A 12,712-nucleotide genomic window follows, 5' to 3' on the forward strand; every position below is an offset into this window, starting at 1 on the left:
GAGGTACACGTTCATCTCAAGGATCGTACAGCTCCCTTTTCTCTGCGGGCCGAGTTTTCCGGGGAGGCCCGGGAACTTCTGGCCACGGCCTGTTCCGCCAGTCGTAAGGTGGCCCACAGGCTGAAGGGCTGGTCCGTGCGGGGGCCGGTCTCCGGGACCCTTCTTCTTTCCGGCACCCGGGCCAGACCCAGGGTGGAACTTTACCTTCATCCCCGCCGGGTAGAATTGAAGTCTCCCCTTTTTCCCTGGTCTCTTACGGTTTCCGGAGGGAAGTTCGGTTTGAAGGGGCGCCGTATCTATCTGGCCGGAGCGCAGGTCTCCGGTGTCCCGGGAAATCTCCGTCTCACCGCGAGTCTGGATTTTTCCCGTCGTCCCTATCGTCTTCAGGTTCGGGAGGCCCGGGGGAAACTCGCCTTTCGGGTCCTGCGTTCCCTGGTGGTTCGTTTCCCTGCGGGAAAGGAACTTCTAGAGAAGTACCGTTTCTCTCTGCAGGGTCTGGAGCTGGTCTCTTTGAGTTATAGCGGCCCGCTGGTGGGAGCCTCCTTCAAAAAGGATCTGCGGGTGGAGGCCCGACTCGACAAGGGGACTTTCTATCTTCCCTCCCTGGCCCTTCCTCTATCCTTCAGGAATTTGCCGGTTTCCTATCGCCAGGAGACCCTGAGTTTCGGCCCGGGGACCATCCAGGCCCTGGGAAGCTCCCTTCTTCTGGCCGGCGACAAACCCCTGGCTTCTCCGGAGCTTTCCCTGGAGGGCTCGGGGACGGTATCCGCAGGGCTGATGCGTCATCTTTATCAGAGGTTCGGCTGGCCCCAGCGTTTTTACTTTAAGACCCCCTTCCGTCTGAAAAAACTGGCCTTTTCCCGGGGTGGAGATGGTTCCTGGCGTCTTTTCCTGCGCGGTGTTTCGCCGGATGGGGCCGCGGTGGAAGCGGAGGTGAAAAAGGCGCGAGGGCTTCTGGAGATAAAGGGAGGAAAGCTGAATTACCGGGATAAAAAGCTGGAGTTCGGTCTTTCCCGTTACCCCGGGGAATACGACCTGGCTCTGGAGGGCGAGATCTCTCCGGAGGTGCTCACCGCCGTCTTTGAGACCAACCCCGGTCTCAAGGGGTATTTCAAGGCCCATTTTCAGGCTCGAATTCGTCCTTCCCGGCCCCTTCTTTCTCATTTTAAGGGTCTTCTGGAAGGGGGCGACTTCATCCTCCCTGTACGTGGGTCTCCCCGGATCCTTCGATTCAGTGTACGCGGTTTGGGACGGGTCTTTCGTTTCGATCAGCTTTCCGTACGTATCGGGGATTCCGACCTCCTTCTCTCCGGCCGGCTGGAGGCGGCTCCCAAGAACTTCCATTTTGAAGGGGCCCTGCGCTCTCGCCGGCTCGATATTCCCGCTTTGCGCACCCTTTATGCCCCCCGGAGCTCCCGGAAGAAGAGATTCCTTCTCACCGGGCACCTTGCCCTGGACTGCGACCGGGTGGTGCTCAGCCCCGGAAGGGAGGTTCAGGGCCTTAAGGGAGATCTTTTCCTCTATCCGGGGGCGGGGAAGGTGGTCTTTTCCCGAGCCCGGTTTTGTGGCCTTCCCCTGAGCGGAGATTACAGCTACGGCCGACAAAAGAGCCTCCATCTTTCCATCTTTGAGCCGGCGGGGGATTTCGCCCGGCTTCTACCCTGTCTTTCCCGCAAGAAGGAGGTAATCATCTCCGGCCCCTTTGCCTTTAAGGCCGATCTGTATCTGCGAGGGAAAAAATCTTTGTTCGAGGAGGGGAAGGGGACCCTGCGTCTGGAATCCCCCTCGGGAAAGATCAATCGTTTCGGTCTTCTGGCCAAGATTTTCGGTTTTCTGAGTCCTATTGATATCTTTCGGGGGCAGATTCCCTCCCTGGAGGAGAAGGGTTTCCCCTACCAGGACCTCCTGGTAACCGGCCAGTTGTACGGTTCCCGTTTACACCTCCAGGCGGTGCGACTGGAGGGACCGGGGCTGCGCCTTTTTGCCTCGGGAGATATTTTCCTTCCGGAGGGGCGTCTGGATCTGGTGGTCCTGGCCTCTCCCTTTAAGACCGTGGATACCCTGATCAGCCATATACCGGTGGTGGGCTTCGTGCTTACCGGACGGGACAAGATGCTGGTTTCGGTGCCTATCGGGGTTAAGGGTTCCTACCATCATCCCACCATCCTGCCTCTGGACCCCAAGGCCATAGGGGAAGGGGTCTTCGGGCTCTTTAAGCGGGTGTTTCAGCTTCCTGGGCGAATCCTAGTGCCCAAGTAGGAGCTTTTTGGATACGGAAAAATTAGTATGCATGGGAATAAATGGAATTTTATGGGATAGTTAAGGCCTATGTAAGAATACGGAGCTTTACATGAGAAAGTTTTTGGTATTAAGATGGGAAGAGCCTGTGCAGGGCTGGAAAACTCCACATAGGAGGTAGAAGTATGGTGCGATATTTAGGGTTGCTTTTGGCTTTTCTTCTGGTGTTGCCCGGAGGGCTTTGGGCCTATACCGGGGCATCGCAGGACGAGCTTCTGCAGCGGATCCAGCAGCTGGAACAGGAGCTCCAGACGCTGAAGAAACAGCTCGAGGAGATGAAGCAGGCCCAGGAGGAGACCAGCGACACGGTGGACGAGATGAGCGACGTGGTGGACAAGTTTAAGGACAACATGGGCAAGTTCCAGATCTGGGGCGACATTCGCACCCGGCTGGATTCCACCCGCGCCTATGTACCGGAGAGCTACTGGAGCTACTTCAACGGGTTCCATTATTCGAACAACTACAAAAAGATGGTCCCCATTTACGATGCTACGGACCTGGCTCATTTTCGGCCCATCAAAGGTCATCGAGAAAATGATACCGTGTGGACCAACCGGATGCGGATCAACTTCAAGGTCAATCCCACGGAAAACACCAACGTTAAGGTGCGGCTGGCCTATTACAAGATCTGGGGTATGTCCGACGACTATGCCTCTCCGGAGATCTTCCCGAGCATGAACAACAATTTTACTTTTGGAGTCCGTCCCTCGGACAGCCGCCTCTATGTGGATCGGGCCTATTTCAACTGGGTGAACATCGGTGGCTACCCCATCTGGATGTCCTTCGGTCGCCGGCCCACCACCCACGGGGCCCCGCAGCACCTGCGTGAGGGTCTGGACAAGAGGGAGGCCTCTCCCTCGGGGATCAACATCGATATCCCCTTTGACGGGGCCACCATCGGGTTCCAGTACCGCTGGCCCTGGCCCGGTCGCATCCGCTTCTGCTACGGCCGCGGCTTTGAGTCCGGGTTCAAGCTCTATCGGGATCGGGCCAAGGACGATGTGGACTTTTACGGGTTCGTGTGGGATGTCCTGGATGACCCCGATCGCAACATGCTGTTCATCGTGCAGGCCTTCAAGGCCGAGGGAGTAATGGACTTCCCCGAGGGGACCTGGTTCATGTCCAAGATCGGTCCCATGCATGTGACCACCACCCACAATCTGGGAGATATCTACGAACTGGGAGCCACCTGGTTGCATAAAGTAGATATCCCCTATCTGGGACTTGAGGGAGTGGATTATTTCATCTCCGCCGGGCTCTCCATTACCGATCCCGACAAGGTAGCCGCCATGGAATACGACATGTATAACGGTACCGACTATGTGGCCAAAAAGATGTATTACACCCTGCTGGGCGGCTTTGCCCAGGCCAAGAGCCAGGTAGATACCGACACCCATACGGGTTGGGCGGTCTATGTGGGAGCCAGGATTCCGGTGCCGTGGGTCTCCGGGGCCAAACTGGGTCTTGAGTACAACTACGGCTCCAAGTGGTGGATGCCCTTCATGGTGGCCACGGACGATCTTTACATCAACAAACTGGTCACCCGGGGTCATGTGGCCGAGGTTTACTGGATCCAGGATCTCCCGGCTGGAGACGCCCTCTCCAAGTACGCGCGGGTCTTTTTGCGCCTGGGCTTCCAGTATTTCTGGTTTAACTACAGCGGCAGCGGTTTGTGGCTGGGTGAACCTCACGAGATCAATGAGCTTAATGACACGGTCCTCATGGGTGGGCAGCCGATGCCGGCCAACGCTCAGATGTTTGAACCTCTGGACCACATGTACAACTTCTACGCCTCCTTTGAGGTCTATTTCTAGGGCTCTTCCGGGGCGGGGGCATCACCCCCGCCCCTTTTCAGGATTTCTCTTCCTTCCACCACTTTTGTAGTCGTTTCCGAAGGGTTTTTTCGTAACCTCGCTCGGTGGGAAGATAATAACGCCGGTGGCGTAACTCCTCGGGGAGATAGTCCTGTTTCACGAAGCCCTCGGGATAATCGTGGGCATACTTGTAGCCCCTTCCGTAGCCCAGGGCCCGCATCAAAGCGGTTACCGGGTTGCGCAAATGCATGGGCACTGGAAGGGCCCCGTGGCGGCGGACATCCTCCCGGGCGGCCTTAAGCCCCCTATAAACCGCGTTACTCTTGGGAGCACAGGCCACATACACCGCGGCCTGGGCCAGGGCCAGTTCTCCCTCCGGAAGTCCCAGGAACTCGTAAGCCTCCTTGGCGGCCACGGCCACGAGCAGGGCCATGGGGTCTGCGTTACCTACATCTTCTGAGGCCGCGGCGATGATCCTTCGCAGGATAACCCGAGGATCCTCACCGGCCTCAAGTAGCCTTACCAGCCAGTAAAGGGCCGCATCCGGGTCGCTTCCCCGCAGGCTTTTGTGAAAGGCCGAAAGGAGATTGTAATGTTCCTCTCCGGCCCGGTCGTGGCGCAGGACCCTTTCCGTAAGGAGGTCCTCCAGTTCCTTTCGGGTGATTCGACGCCGGCCATCCGCTTCCGGAGGAGCACTCTCCACCAGGGTTTCCAGCAGATTGAGGGCTACCCGGGCGTCGCCTTCGGCAGCCCCGGCCAGGAGGTCCAGGACTTCGGGCTCAACCTCGAGTTTCTCCCGGCCGTAGCCCCTTTCCGGGTCCTTAAGGGCCCTTTCCAGGAGTTTCCGGATCTCCTCGGCCGAAAGGGGTTTCAGTACCAGGACCTTGCACCGGGAAAGCAGGGGAGCGATCACCGAAAAGGAGGGATTTTCCGTGGTGGCCCCGATGAGGGTAACCGTTCCATCCTCCACATAGGGGAGGAGAAAGTCCTGCTGGGCCTTGTTGAAGCGATGAATCTCGTCGATGAAAAGGACGGTTCCGGATCCGGCTGCTTGGCGGGCTTCTTCCACTACGGCCCGCAATTCTTTCACTCCTGAATCCACCGCCGAAAGGGTAACCAGCCGGGCTCCGACCTCCTGCGCCAGAAGCCGGGCCAGGGTGGTCTTGCCGCAGCCCGGAGGCCCCCAGAGGATAAGGGAGGGTAGTTTCTTCTGTCGGAGGACCCGGGCCAGGAATTTCCCCGGGCCCAGAAGGTGTTCCTGCCCTACGAACTCGGAAAAGTTCCGGGGCCTCAGCCTTTCGGCCAGCGGTGGCCGGGGGGCAAACAGTCCGAACTCTCGGGGTTTAGTGCCCTTTTTCTTTGCGTCCACAGAACATCCGGGTAAAGCAGAAGGTGCACAGAGCGGTAATGATATTCCAGGATATAAGCATAAAAAGAAGTGCGCTACCTTTCATGGCTTTTCCCCTTTTTTCCGGAAAGATATACCAGGATACCAAAGGCCAGAAAGATGGCTAAGAGCAGCCCCCGGGTGAACCACACCGCCGGGGAGGTTTCTTCCAGGTAACCGGGCAGTTCCTTAAAAAGCCACCAGCCGGTGATAAGGGCCAGGAAGAAGGGAGTTATGTAGCGCATGATATAGAAGAAGATGCGGGGAAGTTTGATGAGCCCGCCCCGGTTTATCTCTCGCCAGGCCGCCGAGGGATCAAACCCCCAGAAAAAGACCAATACCTCGCACAGGGCAAAGACCACCACGAAGAAGGTTCCGGCCCAGAAATCCATTTCATCCAGGGCCTTGGGGACCAGAATGGCAAAATGGGCCAGAGCAAAGAGGACCAGCATGGTGAAGGTTACCGCCTTTTTACGGGAGAGCCCGAATTCATCCTCCAGGAAGGCGATGACCGGCTGGGCGATGGCCACCGAGGAGGTAATGCCGGCGAAAAAGAGCAGGATGAACCAGAAGAATCCCAGAAGAGACCCCAGGGGAAGGTTGGCGAAGATGGCGGGCAGACTTACGAAGGCGAGATTGAAGGCCCCGCTTGCGGCGATGGTCTGGGCTGCGGCCACCCCGAAAAAGGCCGCCGCGGCGGGAATGGCGATGGATCCCCCCAGAACCACCTCGGCGAACTCGTTGAGGGAGGAGGCGGTAAGGGCCGAGAGGGTGAGATCGTCGTTGCGTTTGAGATAGGAGGCATAGGTGATGATGGCCCCGAACCCCAGACTCAGAGTAAAAAAGACCTGTCCGGCTGCGGCCAGCCATACCTTGGGGTTGCCCAGTTCCTGCCACTTGGGTTCCCAGAGAAAATTCAGCCCCTGCACTGCGCTTCCGAGCGGGGTTTCCAGGGTGACCACCCTCATCATCAACAGGATGGCCAGGCCGAAGAGGATGGGCATGGCCACCTTGGCGAAGCGTTCGATCCCCCCGGAGATGCCTCTTACCAGAATGAGATAGTTGAGAAACATGGTGAGAAGAAAGAAGAGATAGGCCGCGAGAGAGGGACGATAAAGCATTCCGGAACCCTTCATCCCGGTGTAGGAGAGGAGGAAATCCCGGAAGGGACGGAGATAGGTCTCGGTCCCGGTGGCGGTCTCCGCCGCCACCCGGGGGAGTTTTCCAGCCAGGGCGAAGAAGGCGTATCCCAGGGTCCAGGATTCGATATACACGTAGTAGCAGGCCACCACAAAGGGGACAAAAAGCCCCAGGATGCCTATGTATCGCGACAGGGGATTTTTCCAGAGGAGACCGAAGATGGCCGGGGTGGTGCCGTGGCCGCGCACCCCTCCGTAACGTCCTATGCCCCATTCCACCCACATAAGGGGGATGGCGATGAGGAGAAGGGAGATCATATAGGGAATCATGAAGACCCCGCCCCCGTTCTGGGCGGCCTGAGTGGGAAACCTCAGGAAATTGCCCAGCCCCACCGCATTTCCGGCCATAGCCAGGATGAGCCCGATCCGTGAGCCCCAGTGTTCGCGCTTGGCCATTTCTTTCCCTCACCGTGCGGGTTTTTCCAACTTATATAAAAGAGGTATAATTTTGGCAAGTTCGAACCCTGGCCGCAGGGCTTTACGTTCCCGAAGGGGTCGGAGGGGCCCCGCTTGACAAGGGCCCTGAGGCCCGGTATATATGAGGTCGCCTTCTGCGGGACAGGGTCCCGAGGGGGTTTTTTAAGTTTTTAAAGAGGGGTTTTGAGGATATGCCCACATTCAACCAACTGGTACGCTACGGGCGAAAGAAAAGAAAGAGTAAATCCAAGTCACCGGCGCTGGAGGGGTGTCCCCAGAAGCGGGGGGTGTGTGTGCGGGTTTATACCACCACCCCCAAAAAGCCCAATTCCGCGCTGCGGAAGGTGGCTCGAGTCCGGCTTACCAACGGTATTGAGGTTACGGCCTACATCCCGGGTATCGGGCACAATTTGCAGGAACACTCCGTGGTCCTGGTGCGGGGAGGGCGAGTGAAGGATCTGCCCGGGGTGCGTTACAAGATCGTTCGCGGAGCGCTGGATGCTGCCGGGGTGCAGGATCGCAGGAAGTCCCGGTCCAAGTACGGGGCTCCGAGACCGAAATAAGGAGAGTTGAACCATGCCGCGCAGAGGTCCGGTTCCCAAAAGAGAGGTTTTGCCCGATCCCAAGTATGGAAGTGTGCTGGTAGCCAAGTTTATCAACTGTCTTATGCGCGATGGGAAAAAGAGTGTGGCCCGGCGTATCTTTTACGGGGCCATGGATCTGCTGGAGAAGAAATCCGGGGGTGAGGATCCCCTGAAGATATTCGAGAAGGCCGTGGAGAACTGTAAGCCCCTGCTGGAGACTCGTTCCCGGCGGGTGGGCGGGGCTACCTATCAGGTACCCATGGAGGTTCGGCCGGAGCGGCAGCAGTCCCTGGCCATTCGGTGGATCATTCAGGCGGCGAGAGCACGTTCCGAAAAGACCATGGTGGAGCGTCTGGCTAACGAACTGTGGGATGCTTACAACGAGCGCGGTGCGGCCATTAAAAAGAAGGAAGATACGCACCGCATGGCGGAGTCCAATCGGGCTTTCGCCCATTATCGTTGGTAGAGGCCCTTCACGATAGGTATAGCCCCCGGGAAAAGAAGGCGGGGGTTTTGTTTGATGTTTGAAATTTAAGGAGGCGAGAGCAAGGCCATGGATGCGGAATCTCTCAAAAAGTTGAAGCTTACGCGCAACATTGGTTTTGTGGCTCACATTGATGCGGGGAAGACCACCACTACGGAGAGGGTTCTTTATTATACCGGGCGGACGCACAAGATCGGTGAGGTGCACGAAGGTACCGCCACCATGGACTTTCTGCCCCAGGAGCAGGAACGGGGCATCACCATTACCTCCGCGGCTACCACCTGTTTCTGGAAGGGTCACAAGATCAACATCATCGACACCCCCGGTCACGTGGATTTCACCATCGAGGTAGAGCGGAGTCTGCGGGTATTGGACGGGGCGGTGGTTATTTTCTGCGCGGTGGGCGGGGTGGAGCCGCAGTCGGAGACGGTCTGGCGTCAGGCCGATAAGTACAAGGTCCCCCGGATTGCCTTTGTGAATAAGATGGACCGTCTGGGGGCCAATTTCGAACGGGTGGTGGAGGAAATTCGGACCCGTCTGGGGGCTACGCCTCTTCCCCTGCAGATCCCCATCGGAGCCGAGGATAGTTTTGTGGGGGTGGTGGATCTGGTGGGTATGAAGGCCATTGTCTGGGAGGAGGAGACCCTGGGGGCCAGGTATCATTTCGAGGAAATTCCCGCCGATCTTCGGGACAAGGCCGAGGAATTTCGGACCAATCTCCTGGAAACCCTCGCGGACATCAACGACGAGATCATGGAAAAATACCTGGAGGGGGAGGAGATCTCCGAGGAGGAGATCAAGAAGGCCATTCGGGAAGGGACTCTGGCCTTCAAGTTTGTGCCGGTGCTCTGCGGTTCGGCCTTCAAGAACAAGGGGGTTCAGCCCCTGCTGGATGCCATCGTGGATTATCTTCCCTCTCCTCTGGATATTCCTCCGGTCAAGGGTTACAATCCCGACACCGGGGAGGTGGAGGAGCGGATTACCGATCCGGATCAGCCTCTGGCGGCTCTGGCCTTCAAGATCATGACCGATCCCTATGTAGGGACCCTCACCTTTCTGCGTATTTATTCCGGTAAGCTGGAGTCCGGGGTTACGGTTTATAATTCCACCAAACGGAAGCGGGAGCGGATCGGGCGTCTGGTGCGTATGCACGCCAAGCATCGCGAGGAGATCACCAGCGCCGAGGCCGGCGATATTGTGGCTGCCCTAGGTCTGCGGGTAACCACCACCGGAGATACGCTGTGTGACGAGACCAAGCCCATCGAGCTGGAGAAGCTCGAGATCCCCGAGCCGGTGATCTCGGTGGCGGTGGAACCCAAGACCAAGGCCGACCAGGAAAAACTGGCCAATGCCCTCCAGAAGATAGCCCTGGAGGATCCTTCCTTCCGGGTGCAGACCGACCAGGAGACCGGTCAGACCCTTATCTGGGGCATGGGGGAGCTGCATCTGGAAATCATCGTGGATCGGCTGGTGCGGGAGTTCAAGGTGGGAGTGAACGTAGGGCGTCCGGAGGTGGCCTATAAGGAAACCATTACCAGCACCGCCGAGGCCGAGGGCAAATACATCAAGCAGACCGGTGGTCGCGGTCAGTACGGGCATGTGAAGCTGGTGCTGGAGCCGGCTCCGGGGAAGGGTTTTGAATTCATCTCCGAGATTGTGGGCGGAGCCATTCCCAAGGAGTTTATCCCGGCGGTGGAAAAGGGTGTGCGGGAGGCCATGGAGCAGGGGGTGCTGGCGGGTTATCCGGTGATCGATGTGCGGGTCCGCCTGGTGGATGGAAGTTATCACGAGGTGGATTCCTCGGAGCTGGCCTTTGCCATTGCCGGTTCGCTGGGGTTTAAGGAGGCGGCCAAGAAGGCCAACCCGGTGCTCCTTGAGCCCATCATGCGGCTCGAGGTGGTAACGCCGGAGGAGTATCTGGGTGATGTCCTGGGAGACATATCTTCCCGCCGTGGAAAGGTGGAGGGGATGGATGCCCGGGGCAATGTGAAGGTCATTCGGGCCTTTGTGCCCCTTGCGGAAATGTTTGGATATGCTACACAATTGCGGTCGCTCACGCAGGGGCGAGCTAACTTTACCATGCAGTTTTCACACTACGAGAAGGTACCGGCCCATCTGGCCGAGGAGATCATAAAGAAAGCGAAAGGGATGTAGAGGAGGTATAAGAGATGTCCAAGCCGAAGTTTGAGCGTAAGAAGCCGCATTTGAACGTGGGGACGATAGGGCATATTGATCATGGGAAATCGACGTTGACGAGTGCGATAACGAAGGTGTTATCGACGAAGGGTTTAGCGGAGTACATCCCGTTTGAGAACATAGACAAGGCGCCGGAGGAGAGGCAGAGGGGGATCACGATTCAGCTGGCGCATGTGGAGTATGAGACGGAGAAGAGGCATTATGCGCACGTGGATTGTCCGGGGCATGCGGACTACATCAAGAACATGATAACTGGGGCGGCGCAGATGGATGGTTCGATTCTGGTGGTGGCGGCGACGGATGGTCCGATGCCGCAGACGCGGGAGCACATATTGTTGGCGAGGCAGGTGAATGTGCCGGCGATAGTGGTGTTTATGAACAAGGTGGACATGGTGGATGATGAGGAGTTGTTGGATCTGGTGGAGTTAGAGGTGAGGGAGTTGTTAACGAAGTATGGTTATGATGGAGACAATGTGCCGGTGATAAGGGGGAGTGCGTTGAAGGCGTTGGAGTGTGGGTGTGGGAAGGAGGATTGCAAGTGGTGTGGTCCGATTTGGGAGTTGATGAAGGCGGTGGATGAGTACATACCGGAGCCGGTGAGGGAGGTGGACAAGCCGTTTTTGATGCCGATAGAGGATGTATTTTCGATTAGTGGACGAGGGACGGTGGTGACGGGGAAGGTAGAGAGGGGGGTATTGAGGCCTGGGGATGAGGTGGAGATAGTGGGATTGAGGCCGACGGTGAAGACGGTGGCGACGAGTGTGGAGATGTTTAGGAAGATATTGGATGAGGCGTTGCCTGGTGACAACATAGGGGTGTTGTTGAGGGGTGTAGGTAAGGATGAGGTAGAGAGGGGTCAGGTATTGGCGCAGCCTGGGAGTATAACGCCGCACACGAAGTTTAAGGCGGAGGTATATGTATTGAAGAAGGAGGAGGGGGGTCGGCACACGCCGTTTTTTAACGGGTATAGGCCGCAGTTTTATTTTCGGACTACGGATGTAACGGGGGTGGTGAAGCTGCCGGAGGGGGTGGAGATGGTGATGCCTGGGGACAATGTGGAGTTGGAGGTGGAGTTGATCAAGCCGGTGGCGATGGAGGAGGGATTGAGGTTTGCGATACGTGAGGGTGGCCGGACGGTGGGAGCCGGAGTGGTCACCAAGATTCTGGAATAAAGAGGGTGGGCGAGGAAGGTCATGGTACCGACGCAGAAGATACGTATAAAACTTAAGGCCTTTGATCATAAGGTTCTGGATCGCTCGGTGGCGGAGATAGTGCGCACGGCCCGGGATACCGGGGCCAGGGTGGTGGGACCTATTCCTCTTCCCACCAAGATCAGTCGCTGGACGGTGCTTCGGTCTCCGCATATTGACAAGAACTCGCGGGAGCAGTTCGAGATTCGCACGCACAAGCGCCTGCTGGATATACTCGAACCCACGCAGCAGACCATAGATGCCCTCATGCAGCTTGAGCTTCCGGCCGGAGTGGAAGTGGAGATCAAGCTTTAATAGGAGTTGGAGCCATGATAGTGGAAGGCCTGATCGGAAGAAAACTGGGCATGACCCGGATCTTCAACGAGGCCGGGGAGGTGATACCGGTAACGGTGCTGGAGGTCGGTCCCTGTACGGTGGTTCAGGTGAAGACCGTGGAGACCGACGGGTACAATGCGGTGCAGCTGGGTTTTATGCCCAGGAAGCTCACCAAGTTTAATAAGCCCATGCGGGGTCACTTCCTGCGAGCGGGTCTGGATCACGGGTTTTACATCCTGCGGGAGTTTCGGGTGGAGGATGCCTCCCAGTTCAAGCCGGGGCAGGTTTTGACCCTGGAGAGCCTGGGAGTGGAGAAAGGGATCCGGGTGGACGTTACGGGAAAGAGCAAGGGGCGTGGGTTTACCGGGGCCATCAAGCGCTGGGGGTTCAGCCGGCAGCCCATGAGTCACGGGGCCAAGCAGGTGCATCGGAAACCCGGGTCCTCCGGTCCCAGCACCTTTCCGGGCAGGGTAATCAAGGGCAAGAAGATGCCCGGACATTACGGGAACGAGACGGTGACGGTGAAGAACCTCCTGGTGGCGGAGGTTATTCCGGATAAGCATCTCCTTCTGGTGAAGGGAGCGGTTCCTGGCTGGCCCAATGGCTGGGTGATGGTGTATTTCAAGTAAGGGGTAGAGGCCATGCCGAAGGTGGATGTCTATAACAGTCAGAAGGAAAAAGTGGGAGAGGTGGAGCTTCCCGAGGATATTTACGCCGTACCGGTAAAGGTGGGGTTATTGCACGAGGTGGTGCGGTGGCAGCGGGCGCGCTGGCGGGCCGGCACGGCCTGCACCTGTCTCTTATACA

General features: G+C 57.7%; 10 protein-coding genes. 8 read left to right on the forward strand and 2 right to left on the reverse strand.

The genetic code is table 11. From position 1 onward, the window contains the following. Together F8J34_RS00755 and F8J34_RS00760 are read left to right on the forward strand one after the other, a co-directional pair. The coding region (locus F8J34_RS00755; protein WP_297055362.1) for an AsmA-like C-terminal domain-containing protein at positions 1–2,259 on the forward strand (2,259 nt) is incomplete at its 5' end. 164 nt (positions 2,260–2,423) lie between these two features. Beyond that, positions 2,424–4,112: a DUF3373 family protein gene (locus F8J34_RS00760; RefSeq protein WP_297055364.1), complete on the forward strand. Its 1,689-nt coding sequence runs from the start codon at positions 2,424–2,426 to the stop codon at positions 4,110–4,112. A gap of 37 nt (positions 4,113–4,149) precedes the next feature. Here the strand turns inward: F8J34_RS00760 and F8J34_RS00765 are convergent, their stop codons facing one another. Continuing rightward, entirely contained in the window at positions 4,150–5,481 is a 1,332-nt protein-coding gene (locus tag F8J34_RS00765; RefSeq protein ID WP_297055369.1) for a replication-associated recombination protein A, read from the reverse strand. Positions 5,482–5,555: 74 nt separating this feature from the next. Beyond that, on the reverse strand, positions 5,556–7,094 hold the full coding sequence (locus F8J34_RS00770; RefSeq protein ID WP_297055371.1) for a sodium-dependent transporter: 1,539 nt from the start codon (positions 7,092–7,094) through the stop codon (positions 5,556–5,558). A 212-nt stretch (positions 7,095–7,306) separates the two neighbouring features. Between F8J34_RS00770 and rpsL the strand changes: the two genes are divergently transcribed. The 6 genes from rpsL (at position 7,307) to rplC (ending at position 12,534) form a co-directional block, all read left to right on the forward strand. Then, the gene (gene rpsL / locus F8J34_RS00775; RefSeq protein ID WP_297055372.1) at positions 7,307–7,678 is read left to right on the forward strand and encodes a 30S ribosomal protein S12; all 372 of its coding nucleotides are present in this window, start codon (positions 7,307–7,309) and stop codon (positions 7,676–7,678) included. Positions 7,679–7,691: 13 nt separating this feature from the next. Next, on the forward strand, positions 7,692–8,165 hold the full coding sequence (gene rpsG / locus F8J34_RS00780) for a 30S ribosomal protein S7 (RefSeq protein ID WP_297055375.1): 474 nt from the start codon (positions 7,692–7,694) through the stop codon (positions 8,163–8,165). An 87-nt stretch (positions 8,166–8,252) separates the two neighbouring features. Beyond that, positions 8,253–10,337, forward strand: coding sequence for an elongation factor G (fusA, locus tag F8J34_RS00785; RefSeq protein WP_297055379.1), 2,085 nt, complete (start codon positions 8,253–8,255; stop codon positions 10,335–10,337). 14 nt (positions 10,338–10,351) lie between these two features. Further along, positions 10,352–11,551: an elongation factor Tu gene (gene tuf, locus F8J34_RS00790; RefSeq protein WP_297055382.1), complete on the forward strand. Its 1,200-nt coding sequence runs from the start codon at positions 10,352–10,354 to the stop codon at positions 11,549–11,551. A gap of 21 nt (positions 11,552–11,572) precedes the next feature. Next, a complete protein-coding gene (gene rpsJ, locus F8J34_RS00795) occupies positions 11,573–11,884 on the forward strand; it encodes a 30S ribosomal protein S10 (RefSeq protein ID WP_297055384.1) in 312 nt (103 codons plus the stop codon). A gap of 20 nt (positions 11,885–11,904) precedes the next feature. After that, a complete protein-coding gene (gene rplC / locus F8J34_RS00800; RefSeq protein WP_297055386.1) occupies positions 11,905–12,534 on the forward strand; it encodes a 50S ribosomal protein L3 in 630 nt (209 codons plus the stop codon). Positions 12,535–12,712 lie beyond the last annotated feature (178 nt).

The organism is Thermosulfurimonas sp. (assembly GCF_015491435.1).
Lineage (GTDB): Bacteria > Desulfobacterota > Thermodesulfobacteria > Thermodesulfobacteriales > Thermodesulfobacteriaceae > Thermosulfurimonas_A.